We start from the raw sequence: 25877 nt of genomic DNA, 5'->3' as shown, positions 1-25877 counted from the left end.
TTAATCTCAAAAAAGAGACCTTTTTATGAAAAAATATTTCTTTTTGTTACTCCTTTTTTGTTGTAGTCTAGCGGTTTTTTCTCAGGTAAAAGATAGACCTAAAATTGGGTTAGTCTTGAGTGGTGGGGGTGCCAAAGGTTTTGCGCACATTGGTGTACTTAAAGTGATTGAAGAAGCGGGAATTAAAATCGATTATATTGGAGGTACGAGTATGGGGGCTGTAGTCGGTGGTTTGTACGCTGCGGGTTATAATGCTGCTCAACTCGATTCTATATTTAAAGCTACTGATTTTGATGAATTACTAAATGATTATATTCCTAGGTATACTAAAAATTCTTATGAAAAACGAAATAACGAAGTGTATTCTGTTGTTTTGCCTTTTGATAAATATAGATTAGGTATTCCAGATGCGCTTTCTAAAGGCTTGTATAATTTCAATTTATTAAGTCGAATAACAAGTCATGTTAGGCATGTAAGGGATTTTAATCAACTTTCCATCCCTTTTTTATGTATTGGATCGGATATTGAAACAGGAGAACAGGTGGTGTTGAATACAGGTAATTTGGCTCGTGCTATGTTGGCTAGTTCCGCCTTTCCCTCTTTGTTTTCTCCGGTTGAATATCAAAATCATTTTTTGGTAGATGGTGGTGTGATTAATAATTATCCCGTTGATGAGATAAGAAAATTAGGAGCCGATATAATTATTGGGGTTGATGTACAAAGTAATTTATTGAATAGAAAAGAATTGAATGATGCGACTAAAATTTTAGTGCAAATCACCAATTTACATTCCATTGAAAAAATGAAAAACAACGTTTTGAAAACGGATATTTACATTCGACCAGATATAAACGATTACAGTGTGATGTCTTTTGATAGCGGTCAAAAAATATTAGCTAAGGGAGAGGAAGCCGCTTTTTCTGTTTTTGAACGATTACAACAGCTTGGAGAATTGGCTAACAACTACAAAAAACCCCAATTATCAAATTCTATAGATAGTTTGGATATTGTCAACATCAATTGCAATACGTTAAAGAATTATACAAAAGAATATGTTTATGGTAAGTTACGATTTAAGCCAGGAACTAAAATCAGTTATTCACAATTGCAAACTGGAATTAATAATTTGAATGCTACTGAAAACTTTAGCGCAATAGATTATTATTTTGAGAATAATAACGGAAAGGATGATTTGAATTTGATTTTAAAAGAAAATCCCATAGATAGTTTTTTAAAATTCGGACTGCATTATGATGGACTTTATAAAAGTGCTGTTTTAGTAAACGTGACGCACAAGAAAAATATTTTCAAGAATGATGTTGCCTCTCTGGATGTGATTTTAGGTGATAATTTCAGGTATAATTTTGATTATTATATTGAAAATGGATACAATATTAGCGTGGGTTTCAAATCCTTTTTAAATAATTTTAATAGAAATATTGAAGGTCAAATCAGTAATGTCAATTTTGAGGATTTGGGGATCAATTCTTTGAATGTTGATTTGTTAGATCTAACCAATCAGTTGTATTTTCAAACCAAGTTTTTACAACGTTTTTTAATTGGAGGAGGTTTAGAGTATAAATATTTGAATATCGATTCTAAAACATTGTCGAATGCCAGTGCAAAAATTGATAAAAGCGATTATTTAAGTGTTTTTGCTCGATTAGATTATGATTCTATGGATGATAAATTTTTTCCTAAAAGAGGCTGGTCTTTTTCGGGAGATATTCATTCTTATTTGTATTCCTCGAATTATACTAACGATTTTAATCCGTTTTCAATTTTCAAGGCTAATTTTGGAATCGCTTTTCCTTTATTCAAATCAGGAGCAATGAAAGTTCAAGCCGAAGCCGGTTCTGCCATTGGTGGTAATAGTGTATCGTTTTTTAACTTTGTTTTGGGCGGATATGGTTATGCTATTTCTAATAACTTTAGTCATTTTTATGGCTATGATTTTTTGAGTTTGGGCGCTAATAGTTATATAAAGACAGCGGTTACTTTTGATTATGAAATTTTTAAAAACAATCATATCAATCTTACGGCTAACTATGCTAATATAGGTAATGATATTTTTGAATCGGTAAGTTGGATATCCATTCCTAAAATATCGGGTTATGCTTTAGGCTATGGATTAAAAACCATGTTAGGTCCTATAGAAATAAAACGCAGTTGGTCTCCAGAAACCAAAAAAAGTTATACTTGGTTCAGTGTAGGTTTTCCTTTTTAATTTTTTTCTAAAAAAGTCTGTTATTCGGTGGCTAAATCCATTCAGAACAGCTATTTTTTTCTTTAATATATCTTAAAAATTACAAATTCAACACTTTTTTAACTTCTGGAGTAAATTAAAAATTATCACTTTAATTTTTTATTGTTACTTTTTTTATGATTATTAAAAAAAAAGACTAAATATTCAGAATCTTAGATTAAAATTTTGTTAAACTCAATTTTTGTTGTGAATATCGCATTTGGTTGCCGTATATTTGTAACATCAAAACAAAAGGGGTGGTTTCCTTTTGGGTTATATAAATTAATAATTTATAATTTTTTGGTTGGTTAATAGCATAAAAACTCAGTCATCATTTGACTGAGTTTTTTTGTTTTAATATCTTTGGAACAAAATTTGCAAATTCGATCAATAATAGAAAACTCAGTAAATTATGAAAAAAATAATGTTACTCTTATTATTGATTTTGACCGTTAGTTTTGACTCTCGTTCTGATGACGCTTTTGATGTAGGTGAGTGGTTTAAATTTCGTATACATTATGGATTTGTAAATGCAGGATATGCTACTCTCGAAGTAAAAGATGCAGTCATAAACAATAGAAAAGTTTTTCATGTAGTAGGAAAAGGATTCACTACTGGTGTTTCACGCTTTTTTTTCAAAGTTGTAGATATTTACGAAAGTTATATAGACAAAGAAACGGGTAATCCGTATCAATTTGTACGAAATATTAATGAAGGCGGCTACACTAAAAATCAAGAAGGCTTTTTTAATCAACCTTTACATAGGGTAACTGTAAAGGACTATAAAAATAAGACTGAAAAAACTTTTGTTGTTCCTAAAAACACACAGGATATTCTTTCCGCTTTTTACTATTTACGTAATTATCCTACTATTGATAAAATAAGACCAGGTGAGTTTGTGGAAATCGATATGTTTTTTGATGACGAAACCACAAAATTTAAGTTAAAATTTATGGGTCGTGAGGATATTAAAACTAAATTTGGAGTTGTATCTTCAATGATTTTTAGACCATTGGTTCAATCAGGTCGTGTTTTTAAAGAACAAGAAAGTTTAACTGTTTGGGTTTCAGATGACGAGAATAGATTGCCTATTCGCATCAAGGCAGATTTGGCTGTAGGTTCACTAAAAGCCGATTTGGATGCTTTCAAAGGATTGAAAGCACCATTTAAAATAAAGAAATAATGAATATTAACGAGAATACACTAAGTATTTTAAAGGAAATAGAACAAAAATACGATTCCATCAATCTAAAAACAGATACGCAATTAGAAGGATTGTTGTGGTCTAAACCAACTACTTATTGGGATTATATTCAAACAGACGCGTTGTTGAATTTACAAGTTCAAAAAACAACACTTCCCGATGAAATGGTTTTTATTCTCTATCATCAAGTAAATGAATTAATATTCAAAATGATACTTTGGGAGATGAATCAAATTTCTTCTATGGTTACTATTCAAGCTGATTTTTTTACCGACCGATTATCACGTATAAGTCGCTATTTTGATATGCTTTCAACTTCATTTACTATCATGGAAAATGGTATGGATGTAGATCAGTATATGAAATTTAGAAATACACTTACTCCAGCTAGTGGATTTCAAAGTGCTCAATATCGTTTAATAGAATTTTGCGCTACTGATTTAGTTAATTTGATAGATAATCGTTTTAGAGCTAGTTACAATGATACTATTTCTAATGAAGAAGCGTTTGAAGTTTTGTATTGGCAAGCAGCTGGTAAAGATTATCAAACAGGAAAAAAGACGTATACTTTAGAAGCATTTGAAAAAAAATACAAAACGGTATTTTTAGAATATATGGAAGCCTGTAAATCAGTTAATATTTGGCAAAAATATAAACAATTACCAGTTGAAGATCAAGAGTCAACTGCTTTGAAGGAAGCCATGAGGCATTTAGATTATACGGTTAACATAACTTGGGTTATGAAACATCTAAATGTAGCCATAAAGTATATTGATCAAAGTGGTATGGGTGACGGTGAAGCAACCGGAGGTAGTGATTGGAGAAAATATATGCATCCAAAATATCAAAAAAGAATATTTTTTCCAGAATTATGGTCTGAGATTGAATTAGAAAATTGGGGTCAAGAACAATAAAGTTTTATGTAGAATTGAATAAATTGAAAAAGTTTGAAATACGTTTTAACATTTATAATTGCACTAACACTAGTAGTATCTTGTAAAAATTCGGATAAGGAAACGGAAGCTAAAAAGTTGGTTAAGAAATCAGCTCCAGAAAAAGACAAGTCTGATTTTGGGTTTAATTTTTCCGATTTTAATGTTGTTCAGGATACTGTTAGAAAAGGAGATACTTTTGGAACAATTATAAATAAACAAAATATTGGAGAGCGAAAAATTCATGAAATTGTAAGTAGTATTAAAGATACTTTTGATGTGCGATCCATTAGGCCTAATAAAGCCTTTACAATGTTGCGTTCTAAGGATAAAACCAATAAACTTCAGGTTTTTGTTTACCAACCAAATGATTTAATGTATTATGTTTTTGATCTTCGTGATTCAGTAGTCGTTGCTCATAAAAAAGTGAGACCAGTTAGCTATAAACGAAGAGTAATAACTGGAGTCTTAAAAGGATCTTTGTCTGAGACGCTATCTAATGCAGGAGTTGAAGCCAATTTAGCCAATCAAATTACAAAAATATACTCATGGTCTATCGACTTTTTTAAATTAAAAAAAGGAGACCGTTTTGGGATTGCCTTTAATGAACGTTATATTAACGATACGGTGTATAACGGTGTCAGTAATATTGAGGCGGCCTTTTTTGAATACAAAGGAAAAATTATGTATGCTTTCCCTTTTGTTCAAAATGAATCATCTGGAAAGGTTGAATACTATGACGAAGAAGGGAAAACAATGAAAAACTTTTTCTTGAAATCGCCTATTAAGTTTAGCCGAATTACTTCAAGATTTTCCATGAATAGATTTCATCCGGTACAACATCGTTGGAAAGCTCATAAAGGAACAGATTATGCTGCGCCTAGAGGAACACCTATTATGACAACTGCTTCTGGTGTTGTTGAAAAAACGGGTTATACAGCAGGAAATGGAAACTTTGTAAAAGTAAAACACAACGGTACCTATGCAACCCAATATTTACACATGTCAAAGATATTAGTTAGACGTGGTCAGAGAGTCAATCAAGGTGATGTCATTGGAAGAGTAGGGAGTACAGGTTTAGCATCAGGACCACACGTTTGTTATCGTTTTTGGAAAAATGGGGTGCAAGTAGATGCTTTAAAATTAAAATTGCCTACTGGGACTCCAATGGAAGGAAGAAATAAAGCTCGATTTATGAAAATGATTGAACCTTTAAAACGTGAATTAGATAGTATAGGAAACCTCTAATCGAATCTATTGAAGTTGAAAACTTAAAGGAGAAAGAGTTGGCTATTCAATTCTTTCTCCTAATTTTTTATAAAAATAATTTACAGATGTGTTATATAGTTGTAAAGCACTCGACAAATACAACTAATTTGAGTATTTTTACGACCATCTAAAAAACTAAAAAACAAAAAATAAATGGCTTTAAGTACTTTAAACCCAAAACAAACTGCTTCATGGAAGAAGCTGGAACAACATTTTGAAAAATTGCAAAATGTTACGATGCAAGAAATGTTTAATGAAGATGCAACAAGAGCAGAGAAATTTAGTATTCTTTGGAATGAATTTTTGATTGATTATTCTAAAAATATCATTAATCAAGAAACAATGGATTTGTTGCTTGAATTAGCAAATGAAATGGGTCTTAAAGATGGGATTCAAGAATATTTTGAGGGAGGAATAATCAATCAAACCGAAAATAGGGCAGTGCTTCATACTGCATTAAGAGCTAAAAAATCGGCTGTGATTAATGTAAATGGAGTGAATGTAGTTCCTGAAGTTTATGAAGTTAAAAACAAGATTAAAACTTTTACAAATGAAATTACTTCAGGTGTAAAAACGGGATATACAGGTAAAGCTTTTACAGATGTAGTGAATATAGGAATTGGAGGTTCTGATTTAGGGCCAGCCATGGTTGTTGAAGCTTTGAAATATTATAAAAATGACTTGGATGTTCATTTTGTGTCTAACGTTGATGGAGATCATGTTCAAGAAGTAATAAAAAAATTAAATCCAGAAACAACTCTTTTTGTTATTGTATCTAAAACATTCACAACTCAGGAAACTTTGAGTAATTCTGAGACTATTAAAAAATGGTTTTTACAATCGGCTAAGCAAGAAGATATTGCAAAACATTTTGTGGCAGTTTCAACTAATTTACAAAAAGTAACCGAATTTGGTATCAATCCTGATAATGTGTTCCCAATGTGGGATTGGGTTGGTGGACGTTTTTCACTTTGGAGTGCCGTTGGATTGTCAATTAGTTTAGCGGTTGGATTTGATAATTTTGAATCTTTATTAAATGGGGCTAACGAAATGGACGAACATTTCAAAACTGCCGATTTTGATAAAAATATACCAGTTGTTTTGGCTTTATTAAGTGTTTGGTATAATAATTTCTTTGGAGCCGAAAGCGAAGCCTTGATTCCGTATACCCAATACTTGCAAAAATTAGCGCCTTACTTGCAACAAGGAACAATGGAGAGTAATGGTAAAAGTGTAGGTCGTGATGGTAAAGCAGTAGATTATCAAACAGGAACAATTATTTGGGGAGAGCCTGGAACCAATGCTCAACACGCCTTTTTTCAATTAATTCACCAAGGAACAAAGTTAATACCTACTGATTTTATTGGTTATGTTCAGCCTTTGTATGGAGATAACAATCATCATGATAAATTAATGTCTAACTTTTTTGCGCAAACAGAAGCGTTGTTAAACGGAAAAGAGGAAGCAAAAGTTCAAGCTGAATTTGATAAACAAGGCTTATCAGCAGAGGCGGCTCAATTTTTATTGCCATTTAAAGTGTTTTCTGGTAATAAACCAACAAATACTTTCTTGATTCAAAAATTAACTCCAAAATCTCTTGGTTCATTAATTTCATTATATGAACATAAGATTTTTGTACAAGGATTTATCTGGAATATTTTCAGTTATGATCAATGGGGAGTTGAATTAGGAAAACAATTAGCCAATTCGATTTTAGATGAAATTAATTCGAATGATGTGAAAAATCATGACAGTTCAACTACTTCTTTATTACGTCATTTTTTAAGAAATAAATAACATAGTATTATTTTTTTGTAAGTATTTGATTTTCAATACTTATTTTTAAAATCGATAAATTGCATTAGTAAAAACCTCATTAGCTTTTAGTTATATGAGGTTTTTTTCATCCCTTTTTGTTTATATTTGTTAAAAAAACATTCAAAAACATGTACGCATTTATTCAAAAGTTTCATTCTGGTTGGGCTTATTTAGCACTTTTATTATTAGTAATTGCAGTAGTCAATGCTTTAATTGGTTTCACTTCTAAGAAAGAGTTTACGGCTAAAGATAGAAAGATTGCAATTTTTGGATTAATTGGAACTCATACACAATTATTAATTGGTTTGATTTTATATTTTGTTTCTCCTCTAGGACTTGATTCATTTGGGCAAATGTCAGATAAAATGTTGCGTTTAACTTCATTAGAGCATCCGTTAATCAATTTAATTGCGATTACTTTGATTACAATTGGATGGTCAAAACATAAAAAATTAACCACAAGCGAATCAAAATTTAAAACTTTTTCTATTTTTTACGGATTAGGATTAGTGCTTATACTAAGTAGGATCCCATGGTCGTTATGGTTTAAATAAAACTTAAAAAAAAGTCCTGAAAAGGGCTTTTTTTATCGAGGTATAGTTTTTGTTTTAAATAAGATTCGAACTAAAAAGGTTAATATGAAAAAATCAATTACACTATTTTTTTTATTTCTTTCGGTTGTTTTGGTTAATGCTCAATCATCAAAATCAACGCTGCAAAAGTCTCCTGTCAAAAAAAATATAGAAGCAAAAGATACAGTAGATAAAAAAATCTCTTTTAATTTAAAAAAAGGAATCCTTAAGGATACAATTTCATCAATTGAACCGCCACGTAAATTAAAATTGTATAAAAAAAGTGTACATGCTTCTTATTATGCAGATAAATTTAATGGAAAACGTACCACCAGTGGTGTGAGATTTAGCAACAGCGGTTATACGGCAGCGCACAAGAAATTTCCTTTCGGGACTAAATTGAAAATTACCAATGAATCCAATGGTAAGTCAGTGATTGTTGAGGTTATTGACAGAGGACCTTTTGTAAGATCAAGAGAAATTGATTTGACAAAAAGAGCTTTCATGGAAATTGCAACTAATAAAGGATCGGGTTCAATGATTGTAACTATTGAAGAAATTGTAGATTAATTTACCAACTTTTAAAAGGATTTTTGCTTAAATACGAATTATAATAGCGCTTGTCATTAGTTACTTCTTCACCTAACCAAGTAGGTCTTTCAAAATTTTCATCTTCCGATTGCAATTCAATCTCCGCCATTTCAAGACCTTCATTTTCGCCGTAAAACTCATCTATTTCAAAAACATGAGGTCCTGATTTTACTTCAAAACGAGTTTTGTCAATAACTCCTTTTTCGCATAACAGTAATAATTTTTCGGCTTCATCAACAGAAATCTCTTTTTCCCATTCAAAACGAGATATACCTGAAGTATTTGAAATCCCTTTTACTGTAATATAGGCCTTATCTTCTTTTATTCGGATACGAACACTGCGTTCAGGATTTGAACTCAAATAGCCTTGAATAATTCTTTTTTTAGAAAAGGCTTCATTTTTGTAAGCATCAGAATTGACTAAAAATTTTCTTTCTATTTCTATCATTTTGACCGTTTTTAGTGTTGTATTCTAAATTCTTTTTTTGGGGTAAGAAATCTGGTGTAAAGATACTTTTTTTCTATTCCTATGTATTTTATATACATAAATTAAAGTACTGTTTTTATCTCCTTTTCTTTTTAAAGTAGATTATAAAAAAGCTTTCGGTGTTTTTTTTTATGATATAGTTAGAGCTTTTTCAAGGGGTGATTTGTATTTTTACAGGAATTGAATTGATAAATTATGTCGCTTTTTAAAGTAAAGAATAAACCATCGTTACAGGAGTTGTTAACTGATTTTTTCGATAGAAGTCAGTTATGGCTTGAGGAAAAAGACAATTTAGAGCCTTTAATTGAATTGGTTCAATTGATTCGTCCGTTGAAGATTAGAAATTTACAAATAGTAGATTTGGAACCTCTTATTACTCTGTTAAAGGATAATCCGTCTTATAGAGATGCTTTTTCTTTCTATTTGAAAGATATTCTTAAAGACAGGAAGTTTAATAAAATTTTTTCGGATGCGGCTATATTACAAGATGTAGATTTTGTATTCGAAGTTAGAAAAAGAATTATCGCCAAATTTTTACCTTATCAACCTGAGAAGGAAACTTTAGAATATGTTTTAAATCAGGTGTTTTATCTGGCTAATGATGGGGTTTGGATTGATAAAATTCCTATACATCAGTTGCATGAATTGTATGATCTCTTTGGGTTTACTTCCATGTATGAAAGTGTTACACTAAATTCGGCTTTATCAGAGGTGTTAACAGCTATGCACTTAATTACTCAGCGCATTAGTGGTCGTGCAATGGAGACGGATGTAATTAAGATGGTTCCAGAATTCGATGGTTTAGAAAGTCCTTTTTCGGCATTTGAAAAAGAATTGTTTTTAATCGAAGATCAAATCAAAAATTTAGAAAAGCATTATGTTGATTCTGATGATTTGTCTTTTGCTCAATTAATTGTTTTACTCAAACAATGTGAAGAGTTTGTAGAAAAAGCTTTTCGTAATAGTTCAAAATATGGAATTTCCCTTCGTGTAAATCAAAATTTATTAAAAATTAAGCAGCAATTAGAAAGGCTTAAGTTTCTAATTTCATTGTTAAAAGTAGAGAAGGAAGAAGATAAAAAAAACAATGGAATTTTAATGGGCTTACAGTTAATTAAGTTTAATTGTTATAAAAACAATGTGCGGCAGTTTATAGCCGAAAGCATTCAGTTGATTTCTTATGAAATTACCCAGCATACAGCTAAAACAGGCGAAAAATATATTACAGAGAATCGTAATGAATATTTCAAAATGTTTTGGAATGCCTCAGGTGGCGGAATAATTGTTGGTTTTTTGTGTATTATCAAAATTTTACTTTCTAAGGTTGATACAAGTATTTTTGGTCATGCTTTCTTGTACAGTATGAATTATGCGTTAGGTTTCATCGCTATTTATTTAATGGGCTATACATTAGCAACAAAACAACCAGCCATGACAGCTTCTGCATTAATCAAAGCTTTGGAGGAAGGAATGTTTAAACAGGGGAATAATACGCAAAAATATAATGCATTTGCAATTCTTTTTGCTCGGGTTTTTAGGTCTCAATTTATAGCATTTATAGGTAATGTAATTTTGGCATTTCCAGTTTCTTTATTAGGGATTTGGCTTATTGATTATTCATTAGGTTATAATATTGCTTCCAGTAAATGGCAAACCCTCTTAAGTGATTTGAGTCCTGTACATTCATTAGCTATTTTTCATGCGGCAATTGCAGGACTTTTTTTGTTTTTATCGGGAATTATTTCTGGAAGTGTAGCGAATAGGGATAAACACAATCAGGTTTATTTTAGAATTGCCGAACATCCTTTGTTGAAAAAGAGTTTTGGAAAGAAAAGAACGCTGAAATTTTCTGCTTTGTATGAGAAAAAATGGGCAGGCATTGTTTCTAATTTTTGGTTTGGTGTTTTTATGGGGAGTACTTCTGCTTTGGGACTTTTTTTTGGATTAAATCTTGATATTAGACATATTACTTTTGCTAGTGGTAATTTGGCATTGGCTTTGTATGGTGCCAATTATCAGGTTAGTGATACCATGTTATTTTGGGGAATTTTTGGAATTGGAGTTATAGGATTGGTTAATTTTATGGTTAGTTTTAGTTTGTCTTTAGGGTTAGCATTTCGCTCTAGAGCAATACCGCTATCAGAACTTCGTTTTATTTCAGCTTCCATTTGGAGTCATTTTAAATCCAGACCTTTTAGTTTCTTTTTTCCAATGGAGCAAAAAGTAAAAACAGAAGTTATTGAAAATTATTTGCAAACAAAGAAAGATACAAGCCATTGATTTTTTTAAGATGCAAGAATTTAATCCCAACAGAAAAATAATACATATCGATATGGATGCTTTTTTTGCTTCGGTGGAGCAAATGGATAATCCAGAATTGAGAGGGAAACCTATTGCTGTTGGTGGTTCAGAAAACAGGGGTGTAGTTGCTGCGGCAAGTTATGAAGCTAGAAAATTTGGTGTTCGAAGTGCTATAAGTGGAAGTTTAGCAAAAAGAAATTGTCCGGAATTAATTTTTGTAAGACCAAGATTTGAACGGTATAAAGAAATTTCGAATCAAATTCATAAAATTTTCAGAGAATATACTGATTTAGTGGAACCACTTTCTTTAGATGAAGCCTATTTAGACGTAACTCAAAATAAAAAAGGGAATCCAAGCGCTAGTTTATTAGCTCAAGAAATTAGAAATCGCATCTATAATGAAGTTGGTTTAACTGCCTCGGCGGGTATTTCTATTAATAAATTTGTCGCAAAAATAGCCAGTGATTATAATAAACCTAATGGTCAAAAAACAGTAACTCCTGAGGAAATAATTTCTTTTTTAGAGGCCTTACCTATTCGAAAATTTTACGGAGTAGGCAAAGTGACTACAGAGAAAATGTATCAACTAGGAATTTTTACGGGATTAGAATTGAAAAGTAAATCATTAGAGTTTCTTGAGAAGCATTTTGGAAAATCAGGCCAATACTATTACAGTGTAGTTAGGGGTATTCATAATAGCGAAGTTAAACCGACTCGTATTGCCAAATCTGTAGCCGCAGAGCATACTTTTGATGTTAATTTGTCTTCGGAGGTATTTATGTTGGAGCAATTAGAACTTATTGCTAATAGTTTAGAAAGAAGACTCAAAAAGCACAATGTTTCAGGTAAGACTGTAACATTAAAAATAAAGTATAGTGATTTTACACAGCAAACTCGAAGTAAAACGTTGCCTTATTTTATTGCTGACAAAGGGTTAATACTGGAAACAGTAAAAGAGTTGTTATATCAAGAACGAATGAAAGATTCGGTTAGATTACTGGGGATCTCAATGAGTAATTTAAATACGGAAGTCAAGAAAGCAGTAGTAGCTGTGCAATTGAAATTTAATTTCTAAAAAAAGAAAAACCCTTCTGAGAAAGAAGGGTTTGTAATGATATAGGAGGTCAATTAATCTCTACTTGATAGTTTTGATAATAATCTCAAGAATTCGATATACAGCCATACTAATGTAATCATTAATCCCATGGCTCCAAACCATTCCATGTATTTTGGCATTCTTTGTTGTACTCCTTCTTCGATTCGGTCAAAGTCTAAGAATAAGTTTAATGCAGCAATCACGATTACAAAAACACTAATACCAATACTCCATAACGAATTTCCGTAGTGCACAGGTTGGTAACTTGTAAATAAAGAAAAAAGCCAAGAGATAAGGTAATAAGTAGCAATCGCCAAAGTAGCTGCTACTACCACTGATTTAAATTGTTCTGTAACTTTGATAATTCGGTATTTATACAATCCTAAGCACACAGCAAACGTTACGAATGTAGCTCCTACAGCTTGAATTACAATACCTGGATACTTTGCTTCAAAAATAGCTGAAATTCCGCCAATAAATAAACCTTCAAATAATGCGTATCCTGGAGCTAGATATCCTGAATATTGTGGTTTGAAAGCGGAAATAATAACTAATACAAAACCAACAATTGCACCACCAATAGCAGGAAGAATAGGGTTCATGCCATTAAATGTTAGCCACCAAATTACCATTGCAGATGCAGTTAATAACAAGAACAGTAAAATGGTTTTGTTTATGGTTCCTGATAATGACATTTCTTGATCATAACCAATAACGGTTGCTTCGTGAATTTGCTCAGCTCTCGAAGTAGGTGAGAAGCTTTTATTGTTTAAAAATGGGTTTCTAGATTTGAAATTCATACTGTATTCATTTTATGTTAGTCAAATATAAAAGATATTTTCTTAGGTCATTGTTTAAATCTTCTTAATTTTCTTAAAGAATCTAGCTTGTTTTTTATTAATGAGATAGATTGAAAGTTGTTTTTACAAAAAACCCGTCTTGCTTTTAATGACAAGACGGGTTTGTATTATTTAGAATAGTCGAAATATTAGCTAATTTCAGAAACTCTCAAAGTGTTAACCATTCCTTTATCTTTAATAGGCATAGAAGCAAGGTTTATAATGTAATCACCAGCTTGAACATGTCCTTTTTCTTTAGCGATAGAGTTGATTTCGGTTACTGTTGTATCTGTACTTTCTTCTTTATCGTAAAAATAAGTTCTAACTCCCCATAGCAAACTTAATTGTGTAAGGATTCTTTTGTTTGATGTAAATACTAAAATTTCAGCAGTTGTAGGTCTCCAAGCTGATAACTGGAATCCAGTATAACCACTGTTAGTCATTGTAGAAATGGCTTTAGCTTCGATTGAGTTAGCCATAACCGCTGCATGACGACAAATTGTTTTTGTAATAAAACGATTCGTTTTAATTTGTGGCGTATTTTGAGGAACTTGGATAAGTGGAGAGTTTTCAACTGCTTCACAAATTTGAGTCATTTTTTGAATTACCTGTACTGGGTAGTTTCCAGTTGCAGTTTCTCCAGAAAGCATAACAGCATCTGCACCATCCATTACTGAGTTCGCTACGTCATTTACTTCAGCTCTAGTAGGAGTTAAACTAGTAATCATTGTCTCCATCATTTGTGTAGCAACGATAACAGGAATTCTAGCTGTTTTTGCTCTGCGGATTAAGTCTTTTTGTACTAATGGAACTTCGTGCGCTGGTAATTCAACACCTAGGTCACCACGAGCAACCATTAAAGCATCACAATACGCTACAATTTTATCCATGTTTTCTAATGCTTCTGGCATTTCGATTTTGGCAACAATTGGAATTTTGTATTCTGAATGTTCAGCAATTAAGTCTTGTAAGTCTTGTAAATCACGTGGTGTTTTTACGAAAGAAAGCGCAATCCAGTCTACTTTTTGCTCAATTGCAAAAATAGCATCAGCAATATCTTTTTCTGTCAAAGCAGGAAGAGAGATTTTAGTATTAGGAAGGTTTACCCCTTTTTTAGATTTTAATTCACCACCTTGAATAACTTTGGCAACAACTTCTGTGTTTTTATCTGTTGAAACGATTTCGAAAATTAATTTCCCATCATCTAATAAGATTCTTTCTCCTGGATTAACATCGTTAGGAAAGTTTTTATATTTCATGAAAACTCTTTCGGCTGTTCCAATAATGTCTTCAGCTGTAGTAAAAGTGATTAGGTCTCCATCATTAACAACCACACCGTCGTTCATTACTCCAACACGAAGTTTAGGTCCTTGTAAATCAGCTAAAATTGCTGTAGTGTATCCGAATTCTTCATTAAGACTTCTGATGATTTCGATTCTGTTTTTTACATCATTGTAATCAGCATGAGAAAAGTTAATTCTAAACACATTTACACCTGCTTCAACCATATCTTTAATGGTTTCTCTTGTGCTGCAAGCAGGCCCAAGGGTAGCCACAATTTTAGTTTTCTTGTTTGTAGTAATCATTTGCATTAAAAAATTAGATTGTTTTTAGATTTTATTTGTTTTGTTTCAACAGTATATACCGTTGTTATGTTTTCAATAGTATTTAATATTGTCTTTATTTTGTTTATGTCAATGCTATCATCTGCGTTCTCAATTTTTAAAAAATAATCTGCTTTTTTAAATTCAGGTAAAAGGTATACTTTAGTAGTAATACCTTCATTTGTATCTGAAAATAAATCTTGGGTAGAACCATTATTTTTTTGTACTACTTCATTAATGTTTTCTACTAAGTTCCACCCCACAGTACTTTCTTCGTCATAAAAGTAAAACCTTGAAAATTTTGTTTCCCCTTCTTTAATATTGATATGAACTTCATCTGAGCTTTTAGCTAGATTTATGGGAAGTTTTTGATTGATAAAATATGCCAATCTATAATCCTCTAAAGAAGTGTGAATTGCAATAAGATTGTAATCAATTTCATCGAATTCATCAAGACTTAATTTATGAACAGCCATCTTCATTAAAAATAAGGCTGTAAATATACTATTTCTCCCGAAGTTTAACTGTTTAAAAAATAATCATTTCGTTAAATTTAAAACGAAATCGATATAGCTATTGTGTATTTGTGTTTATTTTTTGTTCATTTTTTCTTGAAATGCAAAATAGGCTCTTTGAGAAGCTTTTTCTTCAGCTTTCTTTTTAGAGGTGGCTCTTGCTTTGGCAACTACTTTTTCATCGATGCTTAATTTTACCCCAAATAAACGTTGTCCGTCTAGTGCATTGTCTTCAAAAATATCATAATGGAATTGTCTTTTTTCTTTTTGACACCATTCGATAATTAAACTTTTATAGCTAATCACCTTACCTTCGAGTCTTGCGATATCAACATAAGGAAGAATTACTTTTTTTTGAATAAATTTTTCACAAAATGGATAACCTTTATCTAGGTAGATTGCTCCTATGAGCGATTCAAAGATGTTTCCGTGTATATTTTCACCAAAATGTTGTACGGGAACTTTGCTGTCCACAAATCGGATAAGATCTAAGTCTTTGCCTAATTCATTTAGGTGTTCTCTACTTACAATTTTAGAACGCATTTTCGTTAAATACCCTTCGTCGCCATGTGGTACTTCGTTAAATAAATGTGCTGCTATTACTGAACTAAGCATTGCGTCTCCTAAAAATTCCAATCGCTCATAGCTTATTGGGTTACCGTTAGAATCGGTTTTTCCCGAAGAACGATGTGTAAATGCTTTGTGGTAGTGATTTAATTCATGAGGAGCAAAGCCTAGAATTTTTTGAATAGCTTCAAAAAAAATCCCGTCTTCTTGAGGACGACGGGACTTTGTAAATATTTTTTTGAATATACTCATAGTATCAAATTAGAATCCTAATTTTTTTACTAATACACAAGCATTATGACCTCCAAAACCAAAAGTATTACTCATAACAACATTCATCTCTCTTTTTTGAGCAACGTTGAAAGTAAAGTTTAACTTTGGATCTATATGTTCGTCATCAGTGAAATGATTAATTGTAGGAGGAACTATTCCGTGTTTGATAGAAAGAATGGCAGCAATAGTCTCAATAGCTCCGGCAGCACCTAGTAAGTGACCTGTCATAGATTTAGTTGAGTTCAAGTTCATTGTGTAGGCGTGTTCGCCAAAAACTTGCTCGATTGCTTTACTCTCTGCCATGTCTCCTAGAGGTGTTGAAGTACCGTGCATGTTAACTCCGTCAACATCTGTTGGTTTTAAACCAGCATCTCTTAAGCAGTTTAACATTACATTTTTAGCACCTAAACCTTCTGGGTGTGGAGCAGTGATATGGTGTGCATCGGCAGACATACCTCCACCTCCAATTTCGCAGTAAATTTTAGCACCACGAGCTACTGCATGTTCGTATTCTTCAAGAATGATTGCTCCTGCACCTTCTCCTAGTACAAATCCATCTCTGTCTTTGTCCATTGGTCTAGAAGCTGTTTTTGGGTCATCATTTCTTGTTGATAAAGCGTGCATAGCGTTAAATCCACCCATACCTGCAATAGTCACTGCGGCTTCAGAACCACCAGTTACCATTACATCGGCATGACCTAATCTAATATAGTTGAAAGCATCAATAATAGCGTTTGTAGAAGAAGCGCATGCGGAAACGGTTCCGAAATTTGGTCCTCTAAAACCATATTTAATTGAAATGTGTCCACAAGCAATATCTCCAATCATTTTTGGGATAAAGAAAGGGTTGAATCGAGGTGTTCCATCACCTGCAGCATAATTAAGAACTTCAATTTGGAAAGTTTCTAGACCTCCAATACCTGATCCCCAAATTACTCCTGCACGATCTTTGTCAATTTTGTCTAAATCAAAATTTGCGTCTTTCATTGCTTCCTCAGAAGAAACCATGGCGTATTGAGCATAACGGTCCATTTTACGGGCTTCTTTTCGGTCGATAAATTCTTCAACGTTGAAGTTTTTAAGTTCGCAAGCAAATTGTGTTCTAAATTTTGAAGCATCAAAATAAGTTATTGGTGCAGCCCCGCTAACTCCGTTAATAAGGCCATTCCAATACTCTTCAATATTGTTTCCAATAGGAGTAAGTGCACCTAAACCTGTTACAACAACTCGTCTTAATACCATATATTCTGTATTTTGTTATCTTTAAACAAACAAAACCCACGCTTTCTTTTGTGTTTACTTAAGAGCCATGGGGTGCTGTATTATCTATGTAGATTGAAATTCAATCTGTATTTTTAATTTTTAAAAATAATAACACCCGACAACAGATTTATGTAATCGGGTGTACGTGTATTATTTTTTTGCTTCTTCGATATAAGAGATAGCTTGACCAACAGTAGCAATGTTTTCAGCTTGATCGTCTGGAATTTGGATGTCAAATTCTTTTTCGAATTCCATAATAAGCTCAACAGTGTCTAATGAGTCAGCTCCTAAATCATTAGTGAAGCTTGCTTCTGTTACAACTTCGTTTTCGTCAACGCCTAATTTGTCTACGATAATCGCTTTTACTCTTGATGCAATGTCTGACATAATCTTTAATTTTAGAATTTAATTTGGAGGCAAAAATAAAAAACTTTATTTTAAAACCACCATTAAGTTGATAAATGTAACATCTAAATTAGAAAATATTTTTGAACAAAGAGTTCTTAAAGCCGTATAATTTGGTTTTTTATTCTTTTTTTTGTGTCAAATTAACGTGATGAATTATGAAAAAAATAGTTGTTTTTGCTTCTGGATCTGGGACAAATGCTGAAAATATTATAAAATATTTTAAAGGAAGTGCAATTGGAGAGGTTGTAAGTGTTTTTACCAATAATGCAAATGCGAAGGTGATTGATAGAGCAAAAAATAATGCAGTGCCAGTAGAAATTTTTACAAAGACCGAACTTTATGAAAGTAATTTTGTACAAAAAATTAATACAATCAAGCCTGATTTAATTGTTTTAGCTGGTTTTTTGTTGAAATTTCCAGATGAATTAATCAGCGCTTACCCTGATAAGGTCATAAATATTCATCCAGCATTATTGCCTAAGTATGGTGGTAAAGGGATGTACGGTATGTATGTGCATAGAGCTGTAGTGGAAAATAAAGAGAAAGAAACAGGTATTAGTATTCATTATGTAAATGAACATTATGATGAAGGCGCAATAATTTTTCAAAAATCAGTGACTGTTTTAGGGACTGACACCGCGGAAGTGGTTGCGGAAAAAATTCACGAACTAGAACAAAAATATTTTCCTAGTGTAATTGAGGATGTACTTAAATCTAAATCGTAAAATTGGATTATCAAGTACATATATATACAGATGGGGCGGCTAAGGGAAATCCTGGTCCTGGAGGCTATGGAATTGTGATGGAATTAGTAGGTTCTTCTCATCGAAAAGAATTTTATGAGGGTTTTAGGTATACTACTAACAATAGAATGGAATTATTGGCTGTGATTGTAGGTCTTGAGAAATTAAAAAAGCCAAACATGAAGGTGTTAGTTGTTTCAGATTCTAAATATGTGGTTGATTCAGTTGTTAAAAAGTGGGTTTTAGGTTGGGAAAAAAGATCATTCGCTGGGCGGAAAAACGCAGATTTGTGGAAGCGTTTTTTAGTTGTGTATAGAAAACATCTTGTCGATTTTATATGGATAAAAGGTCATAATAGTCATCCTCAAAATGAACGTTGTGATGAACTGGCTGTTTTTGCATCTAGTCAGAAAAACTTATCCATTGATGCATTTTATGAAAAAGAAGAGGGGCGTATTTTGTGATAATTTTGTGGATTTTAACTTTTGCAAGATTGCAACATATAAATTATCTTTGCAGCTTTAATTTGAAATTCATAAAATGAATAAATTATTGATTGTTGGAACAGTCGCTTTCGACGCAATTGAAACCCCATTTGGGAAAACGGATAAGATCTTAGGAGGTGCTGGAACGTATATTGGTTTTTCTGCGGCTTTTTTTAAACTACAATCAGCCATTGTCTCAGTCGTAGGCGATGATTTTCCACAAGAATACATTGATTTATTGACAGAAAGAAATATTGATATTTCTGGATTAGAAGTTGTGAAAGGTGGAAAAACTTTCTTTTGGAGTGGGCGTTATCATAACGATTTGAATTCAAGAGATACTTTAGATACGCAATTAAACGTTTTGGCCGATTTTCAGCCAAAAGTTCCTCAAAATTTTAAAAATGCCGATGTAGTAATGCTAGGAAACTTGCATCCATTAGTGCAAAGTGGTGTTTTAGATCAATTAGAAAGTAAACCAAAATTAGTAGTTTTAGATACTATGAATTTTTGGATGGATTGTGCATTGCCTGAATTGTTAGATGTAATTAAAAGGGTAGATGTAATTACAATCAATGATGAAGAAGCAAGACAGCTTTCTGGTGAATATTCACTTGTAAAAGCTGCGGCTAAAATTCAGGAAATGGGACCTAAATATGTGGTGATAAAAAAGGGTGAGCATGGAGCATTGTTATTCCATGAAACCAATGTGTTTTTTGCGCCAGCTTTACCATTAGAGGAAGTTTTTGATCCAACAGGAGCGGGTGATACATTTGCTGGAGGTTTTACGGGATTTATCACTCAAAGTGAGAATGTTTCGTTTGAAAACATGAAAAATGCAATTATTTATGGGTCAAATTTAGCCTCTTTTTGTGTGGAGAAATTTGGAACGGAACGAATGCTTAGTTTAGAGAAAGAAGAAGTTGTGTCTCGATTGAAACAATTTAAATCATTGACACAATTTGATATAGAATTATAATAGATAAACCTCGGAAACGGGGTTTTTTTGTTCCGTAACTAGTACTTTCTAGATTTATTAATCTAGATTAACCTTAAAAAGGAATGAAAAAACGAACTTTGTACATTCAAAAAACAACAAATAGTAAATTTATTAAAGTTTGCTAGCATAGATTAAACAAAATAACAAACACAACTACAATGAGCGACGCTTTAAAACATGAATGTGGAATAGCTTTAGTTAGACTACTTAAACCGCTTGAATTTTACAAAGAAAAGTACGGTTCTGCTTTTTATGGGATACAAAAAATGTATCTGATGATGGAAAAACAGCACAATCGCGGGCAAGATGGAGCTGGTTTTGCAAGTATTAAATTAGATGTTGAGCCAGGGGAAAGATATATTAGTAGAGTGCGTTCTAATCAGGCGCAACCTATTCAGGATGTGTTTGCTCAAATTAATGAGCGTATCAATGAGGAGTTAACGTCTAACCCTGAATATGCTGATGATGTAGCGGCTCAAAAAAGAAATATTCCATACATCGGGGAGTTGTTTTTGGGTCACGTGCGTTATGGTACTTTTGGTAAAAATAGTATCGAAAGTGTTCACCCGTTTTTGAGACAAAGTAACTGGATGCATCGAAATCTTATTTTGGCGGGTAACTTTAATATGACCAATGTTAAAGAGCTTTTTCAAAATTTGGTTGAATTAGGTCAGCATCCAAAAGAAATGGCAGATACCGTAACTGTGATGGAAAAAATAGGTCATTTCTTGGATAAAGAAGTAATGCAATTATATCAAGATTGCAAGGCTGAAGGTTATTCTAAACAAAGTGCTTCGCCGGTAATAGCTGAAAGATTAGATGTGGCCAAAATTTTAGCTCGTTCGGCGAAAAATCTCGACGGTGGTTATGCAATGGCTGGTTTATTAGGTCATGGAGATGCATTTGTTTTTAGAGATCCTGCAGGTATTCGTCCGGCATATTTTTATCAAGATGATGAAGTGGTTGTTGTAGCTTCAGAAAGACCAGTTATTCAAACAGTTTTCAATGTTCCTTTTGATCAAGTAAATGAAATTGATCCAGGAAGTGCTTTGATTATTAAGAAGAATGGAACAGTTTCCATGAAAGAAATTGTGACTCCAACTGTAAAAAAAGCATGTTCTTTTGAACGTATTTATTTCTCTAGAGGTAGTGATGCTGAGATTTATCAAGAAAGGAAAGATTTGGGTAAATTAATTTTACCAGCAGTTTTAGAAGCAATTGATCAGGATACTGACAATACGGTTTTCTCTTATATTCCAAATACCGCAGAGACTTCATTCTTTGGATTGGTTGAAGCGGCTCAGGATTTCTTAAATCAAAGAAAGAATAATTATATTTTAGAAAATAGAAATATTTTAACGGCTGAAACTTTAAAGGAATTATTAGCAGTTAAGATTCGTACTGAAAAAGTAGCGATTAAAGATGCTAAATTACGAACTTTCATTACAGCGGATGATAGTCGCGATGATTTAGTGGCTCACGTATACGATGTCACTTATGGCGTGATTAAACCAGAAGATAACTTGGTTATTATTGATGATAGTATTGTAAGAGGAACTACTCTTAAAAAGAGTATCATCAAAATGATGGATCGATTAAATCCAAAACGAATTGTTATTGTTTCTTCTGCACCACAGATTCGTTATCCGGATTGTTACGGTATTGATATGGCTAAATTAGAAGGTTTAGTTGCTTTTAGAGCTGCATTGGCTCTTTTGAAAGAAAGAAATATGTATCATATCGTAGATGAAGTTTATGCAAAATGTAAATCGCAAGAAGACTTTAAAGATGTTGATGTAGTAAATTATGTGACGGCAATTTATGAACCATTTACGGATCAGGAGATTTCAAATAAAATAGCTGAAATGTTAAGTTCTCCTGAAATTAAAGCAGAAGTGAAAATTATTTTCCAAACTGTGGATAATTTACATGTAGCATGTCCTAAAAACCTTGGGGATTGGTATTTTACAGGTGATTATCCTACTCCAGGAGGGAATAGAGTAGTGAACCGAGCTTTTATGAATTTTTATGAAGGTAAGGACGCTAGAGCTTATTAATGATTGATTTAAGTTATTTGTCGGTTTTTTAGGTTGTTTATCTTAAATATTTGCCGGTAAGTTAGAACTAAAATACATTTGTAATACCATAATATTAGTAGGTTAAGTTTATGGTAGATTTGGGGCAAAAAGGGTGGAAGAAATTCCACCTTTTTTATTATAATTAAGTGAGATATAAAAACTGAAAATAGTTGAATAGTAAAACGGACGATATATTATCGTCCGTTTTTTGTTATTACAAGTTGGTGTTGGAAAAGAATAAAAAAAATAGACAAATTAACTTTGAGTCAATTTGTCTATTTTGAATAAAAATATAGCTAATTAAAAAGCTATTATTTTTCTAAAGCGTATCTTCTAGCAACTTCAGTCCAGTTGATTACATTAAAGAAAGCTTCGATGTAATCTGGTCTTCTGTTTTGATAGTTTAAGTAGTAAGCATGCTCCCAAACATCCATTCCTAAAATTGGAGTTCCACCGCATCCAACACCTGGCATTAATGGGTTGTCTTGGTTTGGAGTACCACAAACGTCTAATTTTCCACCTTTTTGAACACATAACCAAGCCCATCCAGAACCAAATTGAGTAGCACCAGCTTTACTGAATTTAGCTTTGAATTCTTCAAATGTTCCAAAAGCAGCTTCGATAGCAGCTAATAAATCACCTGTTGGTTGTCCACCTCCATTTGGTGACATAACTGTCCAGAAAAGATTGTGGTTATAAAAACCTCCGCCGTTGTTACGAACAGCACCGTTAGTCATATCAAGGTTAATTAATATGTTTTCGATGGTTTTACCTTCCATGTCTGTACCAGCAATAGCAGCGTTAAGGTTAGTTGTGTAAGCATTGTGATGTTTTGAGTGGTGAATTTCCATCGTACGAGCATCAATATGTGGTTCTAGTGCGTCATACGCATAAGGTAATTTAGGTAATTCAAAAGCCATGATATTTTTGTTTAAAGATTTATAAAAATTTATCCAAAATTAAACATTTAAGTTTGTAATCGGAAACTCTGATTCGTTAAATAAATTTAATATTGCGTTTTTTTGTTATTTTATTAGATAAAAAGTAGTTTTTTTAACAATAAATTAAGTAGTTGTCAAAAGCGGTATTATTCTAATTTTCTTTGTTGGTAAAGATTACGATTGTGCCATGGCTATGCAAATAATGCTAATTTTTGCACCAGGAATTTTTAGTACCGCTCTCGAACAGGCTTCGAGAGTTGCTCCAGTTGTAATAACATCATCAATAAGTATGAAATGTTTGTTATAATCTTTCTCAGAAAAATGCACATCAAAAACAGTGTCTATGCCTTCGGTTCTTCCTAATAGATTTTTTTTGGATTGTGTTTTAGAATATACTTTTCGATACAAGATAGTATCGTTGTAGATACAATGAAGTTGTTTTGAAAGTGATTTTGCAAAAGTACTAACTTGATTATAGCCTCTTTCTTTGAATTTTCTAGGATGTAATGGAACAATAATAATTTCGCAATCCTTGTTATTTTGGAATGTTTCTTTTAATTCGTCTGAATACCATTCGCCTAAAAGAGAGCCTATTTCTTGCTGTCCTTTATATTTCAGATTGTGGATGAGTTTTTGAACGATTCCTTTTTTATGAAAATAAAGAAAAGCAGATGCGTGTTCTACAGGTATTCGGCCATAGAATTTCTTGAAAGCTTCATTTTCTTTCCATAAATGATGATTGGTTAATGGAATATGATGTCTACAAATACTGCAAATCACGATTTCGTTCTGGGTCAATAAACTATCACAACCCATACAAGTTTTAGGAAAAAATAGATTTAGAATGCTTTGTAACATATTCTAAGGTTTATTTATTCTAAAAATATAAAAATCAATGATTCAAACTTTAATAATTTTCTTTTTTTTAAATTCACTTTTTATATTTTTGCACCACTATGGCAAAACAAGAAGATATATTTAAGAATGTAATTTCGCATGCAAAAGAGTACGGATTTATTTTTCCGTCAAGCGAAGTTTACGATGGTTTAAGTGCAGTTTATGACTATGCACAAAACGGAGTAGAGTTAAAAAAGAACATCCGTGAATATTGGTGGAAAGCAATGGTTCAGATGAATGAAAATATTGTAGGGCTTGATGCTGCGATATTAATGCATCCTACGACATGGAAAGCCTCTGGCCACGTTGATGCGTTTAATGATCCATTAATTGATAATAAAGATTCTAAGAAAAGATATAGAGCCGATGTTTTGATTGAAGATTATGCTGAAAAGCTAAATCAAAAAGCAATCAAAGAAATCGAAAAAGCAAGAGTGCGTTTTGGAGAGGCTTTTAATGAAGAAGAATTTGTTTCGACAAATGCTCGTGTAAAAGAATATAAAGCCAAAGAAAGAGAAATTCTGGAAAGAATGGCTCGTTCTTTAGGAAATGAAGATTTGGCTGATGTAAAAGCATTAATTGAAGAGTTAGAAATTGCTTGTCCTGAATCAGGTTCTAGAAATTGGACAGAAGTAAAACAATTTAACTTGATGTTTGGAACGAAGTTAGGTGCTTCTGCTGATAATGCAATGGATTTGTATTTGCGTCCAGAAACAGCTCAGGGGATTTTTGTAAACTTCTTGAATGTTCAAAAATCAGGACGTATGAAAGTTCCTTTTGGAATTGCTCAAACCGGTAAAGCGTTTCGAAATGAGATTGTAGCTAGACAGTTTATTTTCCGTATGCGTGAGTTTGAACAAATGGAAATGCAATTTTTTGTGCGTCCAGGAGAAGAAATGAAATGGTATGAGCATTGGAAAGAAACGCGTTTAAAATGGCATTTATCGTTAGGTCTTGGAAAAGAGAATTATCGTTACCATGACCACGAAAAATTAGCGCACTATGCTAATGCAGCTGCTGATATCGAGTTTAATTTTCCATTTGGATTTAAGGAGTTAGAAGGAATTCACTCGCGTACTGATTTTGACTTAAAAGCACATGAGCAATATTCTGGAAGAAAATTGCAATATTTTGATCCAGAATTAAACGAAAATTATGTGCCTTATGTGGTGGAAACTTCAGTAGGTTTAGATAGAATGTTCTTGGCTGTATTTGCTACTTCGTTACAAGGGGAAACTTTAGAAGATGGAACAACAAGAACTGTTTTAAAATTACCGGCTGTATTGGCTCCTACGAAAGCTGCGGTATTGCCATTAGTTAAAAAAGATGGATTGCCAGAAATTGCACATAAAATTATTGCCGATTTAAAATGGGATTTCAATGTGGCATATGATGAAAAAGATGCAGTAGGGCGTCGTTATAGAAGACAGGATGCTTTAGGGACTCCATTTTGTATTACTGTAGATCATCAAACAGTAGAAGATGAAACGGTAACTATTCGTCATAGAGATACAATGAAACAAGATCGTGTTAAAATTTCTGAATTAAGAGGAATTATCGAAAGCGAAGTTTCAATGAAGAACTGGTTGATGAAAATGTAAGATGTAATTTTCAACTAAATAGTAAAACTCTCCTTTATAGGGGAGTTTTTTTGTTTTTAAAGCGTTTTTTGTTCGGAAAAAATGTAAAATTTTGGAGATTAAAATCGTCTAATTTAGTTCTTGGTCGGATTTATTTACCCTTTGTCAA

Annotated in this window: 23 protein-coding genes; 14 read left to right on the top strand and 9 right to left on the bottom strand. The window is 32.4% G+C overall.

From position 1 onward, the window contains the following. Nucleotides 1–25: 25 nt before the first annotated feature. The 7 genes from ACFPTQ_RS02085 to ACFPTQ_RS02055 all read left to right on the top strand — a co-directional run bounded on the left by ACFPTQ_RS02085 (nucleotide 26) and on the right by ACFPTQ_RS02055 (nucleotide 8610). Nucleotides 26–2227, top strand: a complete 2202-nt coding sequence (locus ACFPTQ_RS02085; protein WP_379773240.1) for a patatin-like phospholipase family protein — start codon at nucleotides 26–28, stop codon at nucleotides 2225–2227. A 430-nt stretch (nucleotides 2228–2657) separates the two neighbouring features. Continuing rightward, nucleotides 2658–3428 carry a DUF3108 domain-containing protein gene (locus tag ACFPTQ_RS02080; protein ID WP_379773237.1) on the top strand — a complete coding sequence of 257 codons (771 nt, stop codon included), beginning with the start codon at nucleotides 2658–2660 and terminating at the stop codon, nucleotides 3426–3428. Further along, nucleotides 3428–4363 carry a tryptophan 2,3-dioxygenase family protein gene (locus tag ACFPTQ_RS02075; protein ID WP_379773235.1) on the top strand — a complete coding sequence of 312 codons (936 nt, stop codon included), beginning with the start codon at nucleotides 3428–3430 and terminating at the stop codon, nucleotides 4361–4363. The genes ACFPTQ_RS02080 and ACFPTQ_RS02075 overlap by 1 nt, the downstream gene beginning before the upstream one ends. 33 nt (nucleotides 4364–4396) lie before the next feature. Beyond that, on the top strand, nucleotides 4397–5629 hold the full coding sequence (locus ACFPTQ_RS02070; protein WP_379773232.1) for a peptidoglycan DD-metalloendopeptidase family protein: 1233 nt from the start codon (nucleotides 4397–4399) through the stop codon (nucleotides 5627–5629). A 174-nt stretch (nucleotides 5630–5803) separates the two neighbouring features. After that, nucleotides 5804–7447: a glucose-6-phosphate isomerase gene (pgi, locus tag ACFPTQ_RS02065; protein WP_379773229.1), complete on the top strand. Its 1644-nt coding sequence runs from the start codon at nucleotides 5804–5806 to the stop codon at nucleotides 7445–7447. Nucleotides 7448–7596: 149 nt separating this feature from the next. Beyond that, on the top strand, nucleotides 7597–8022 hold the full coding sequence (locus tag ACFPTQ_RS02060; RefSeq protein ID WP_379773226.1) for a hypothetical protein: 426 nt from the start codon (nucleotides 7597–7599) through the stop codon (nucleotides 8020–8022). An 84-nt stretch (nucleotides 8023–8106) separates the two neighbouring features. Then, a complete protein-coding gene (locus ACFPTQ_RS02055; RefSeq protein WP_379773224.1) occupies nucleotides 8107–8610 on the top strand; it encodes a septal ring lytic transglycosylase RlpA family protein in 504 nt (167 codons plus the stop codon). 1 nt (nucleotide 8611) lies between these two features. Here ACFPTQ_RS02055 and ACFPTQ_RS02050 read toward each other — a convergent pair whose 3' ends face one another. Beyond that, on the bottom strand, nucleotides 8612–9079 hold the full coding sequence (locus ACFPTQ_RS02050; protein ID WP_379773222.1) for a CYTH domain-containing protein: 468 nt from the start codon (nucleotides 9077–9079) through the stop codon (nucleotides 8612–8614). A gap of 234 nt (nucleotides 9080–9313) precedes the next feature. On the opposite strand from ACFPTQ_RS02050, the gene ACFPTQ_RS02045 reads away from it, so the two are divergent. Both ACFPTQ_RS02045 and dinB read left to right on the top strand, forming a co-directional pair. Beyond that, nucleotides 9314–11398 (top strand): recombinase, encoded by a 2085-nt coding sequence (locus ACFPTQ_RS02045; protein ID WP_379773219.1) that lies wholly within the window; start codon nucleotides 9314–9316, stop codon nucleotides 11396–11398. A gap of 10 nt (nucleotides 11399–11408) precedes the next feature. Next, on the top strand, nucleotides 11409–12494 hold the full coding sequence (dinB, locus tag ACFPTQ_RS02040; RefSeq protein ID WP_379773216.1) for a DNA polymerase IV: 1086 nt from the start codon (nucleotides 11409–11411) through the stop codon (nucleotides 12492–12494). Nucleotides 12495–12547: 53 nt separating this feature from the next. Here dinB and ACFPTQ_RS02035 read toward each other — a convergent pair whose 3' ends face one another. The 6 genes from ACFPTQ_RS02035 to ACFPTQ_RS02010 form a co-directional block, all read right to left on the bottom strand. Continuing rightward, complete coding sequence (locus ACFPTQ_RS02035) at nucleotides 12548–13315, bottom strand: Bax inhibitor-1/YccA family protein (RefSeq protein WP_278034599.1); 768 nt, start codon at nucleotides 13313–13315, stop codon at nucleotides 12548–12550. A gap of 188 nt (nucleotides 13316–13503) precedes the next feature. After that, nucleotides 13504–14937 carry a pyruvate kinase gene (pyk, locus tag ACFPTQ_RS02030; RefSeq protein ID WP_379775534.1) on the bottom strand — a complete coding sequence of 478 codons (1434 nt, stop codon included), beginning with the start codon at nucleotides 14935–14937 and terminating at the stop codon, nucleotides 13504–13506. 8 nt (nucleotides 14938–14945) lie between these two features. Continuing rightward, complete coding sequence (locus tag ACFPTQ_RS02025; protein WP_379773214.1) at nucleotides 14946–15434, bottom strand: IPExxxVDY family protein; 489 nt, start codon at nucleotides 15432–15434, stop codon at nucleotides 14946–14948. A 114-nt stretch (nucleotides 15435–15548) separates the two neighbouring features. Then, nucleotides 15549–16292: a ribonuclease III gene (gene rnc / locus ACFPTQ_RS02020; protein ID WP_379773211.1), complete on the bottom strand. Its 744-nt coding sequence runs from the start codon at nucleotides 16290–16292 to the stop codon at nucleotides 15549–15551. Nucleotides 16293–16301: 9 nt separating this feature from the next. Then, a complete protein-coding gene (gene fabF / locus ACFPTQ_RS02015) occupies nucleotides 16302–17555 on the bottom strand; it encodes a beta-ketoacyl-ACP synthase II (protein ID WP_379773208.1) in 1254 nt (417 codons plus the stop codon). 171 nt (nucleotides 17556–17726) lie between these two features. Further along, a complete protein-coding gene (locus tag ACFPTQ_RS02010) occupies nucleotides 17727–17963 on the bottom strand; it encodes an acyl carrier protein (RefSeq protein ID WP_007137004.1) in 237 nt (78 codons plus the stop codon). Nucleotides 17964–18139: 176 nt separating this feature from the next. Between ACFPTQ_RS02010 and purN the strand changes: the two genes are divergently transcribed. The 4 genes from purN (at nucleotide 18140) to ACFPTQ_RS01990 (ending at nucleotide 22269) form a co-directional block, all read left to right on the top strand. Further along, nucleotides 18140–18709, top strand: a complete 570-nt coding sequence (gene purN, locus ACFPTQ_RS02005; protein WP_379773205.1) for a phosphoribosylglycinamide formyltransferase — start codon at nucleotides 18140–18142, stop codon at nucleotides 18707–18709. Between the two features lie 2 nt (nucleotides 18710–18711). After that, entirely contained in the window at nucleotides 18712–19191 is a 480-nt protein-coding gene (rnhA, locus tag ACFPTQ_RS02000; RefSeq protein ID WP_379773203.1) for a ribonuclease HI, read from the top strand. Between the two features lie 76 nt (nucleotides 19192–19267). Further along, nucleotides 19268–20191, top strand: a complete 924-nt coding sequence (locus ACFPTQ_RS01995) for a PfkB family carbohydrate kinase (RefSeq protein WP_379773200.1) — start codon at nucleotides 19268–19270, stop codon at nucleotides 20189–20191. Nucleotides 20192–20370: 179 nt separating this feature from the next. Then, entirely contained in the window at nucleotides 20371–22269 is a 1899-nt protein-coding gene (locus ACFPTQ_RS01990; protein ID WP_379773198.1) for an amidophosphoribosyltransferase, read from the top strand. Nucleotides 22270–22601: 332 nt separating this feature from the next. Here ACFPTQ_RS01990 and ACFPTQ_RS01985 read toward each other — a convergent pair whose 3' ends face one another. Beyond that, nucleotides 22602–23210, bottom strand: a complete 609-nt coding sequence (locus tag ACFPTQ_RS01985) for a superoxide dismutase (protein ID WP_379773195.1) — start codon at nucleotides 23208–23210, stop codon at nucleotides 22602–22604. Nucleotides 23211–23405: 195 nt separating this feature from the next. Next, nucleotides 23406–24089, bottom strand: a complete 684-nt coding sequence (locus ACFPTQ_RS01980; RefSeq protein ID WP_379773192.1) for a ComF family protein — start codon at nucleotides 24087–24089, stop codon at nucleotides 23406–23408. Between the two features lie 98 nt (nucleotides 24090–24187). Between ACFPTQ_RS01980 and ACFPTQ_RS01975 the strand changes: the two genes are divergently transcribed. Beyond that, complete coding sequence (locus ACFPTQ_RS01975) at nucleotides 24188–25729, top strand: glycine--tRNA ligase (RefSeq protein ID WP_379773189.1); 1542 nt, start codon at nucleotides 24188–24190, stop codon at nucleotides 25727–25729. Nucleotides 25730–25877 lie beyond the last annotated feature (148 nt).

The sequence above is a fragment of the Flavobacterium sp. GCM10022190 genome (genome assembly GCF_042656445.1).
Lineage (GTDB): Bacteria > Bacteroidota > Bacteroidia > Flavobacteriales > Flavobacteriaceae > Flavobacterium > Flavobacterium nitratireducens.
This window is presented reverse-complemented; position numbering and strand designations above follow the sequence as displayed.